Annotated in this window: 1 protein-coding gene; it reads left to right on the top strand. The window is 46.9% G+C overall.

The features are described from left to right. A partial coding sequence (locus tag SB756_RS29250) for an IS3 family transposase (protein WP_410913040.1) occupies positions 1 to 294 on the top strand: 294 nt, incomplete at both ends.

Genomic DNA, 294 nt, shown 5'->3' with positions numbered 1-294 from the left:
AAGGCAGTTTTATCCTCTTGATGAGCTTCTCAGGGCTGCGGAGATACCGCGCAGTACGTTTTATTATCATCTAAAGGCTCTCAGCAAGCCTGACAAGTATGCGGACGTTAAAAAGCGTATTAGTGAGATTTATCACGAGAATAGAGGCCGATACGGATACCGTAGGGTAACGCTGTCTCTTCATCGAGAAGGGAAACAGATTAACCATAAAGCTGTTCAGCGCCTGATGGGAACCCTCTCACTTAAAGCAGCGATTAAGGTCAAGCGATACCGCTCTTACAGAGGAGAGGTAGG

The organism is Pseudomonas sp. SIMBA_068, from assembly GCF_046534705.1.
GTDB lineage: Bacteria > Pseudomonadota > Gammaproteobacteria > Pseudomonadales > Pseudomonadaceae > Aquipseudomonas > Aquipseudomonas putida.
Note: the sequence above shows the minus strand (reverse complement) of the source record. Positions and strands in the feature narration are given on the sequence as shown.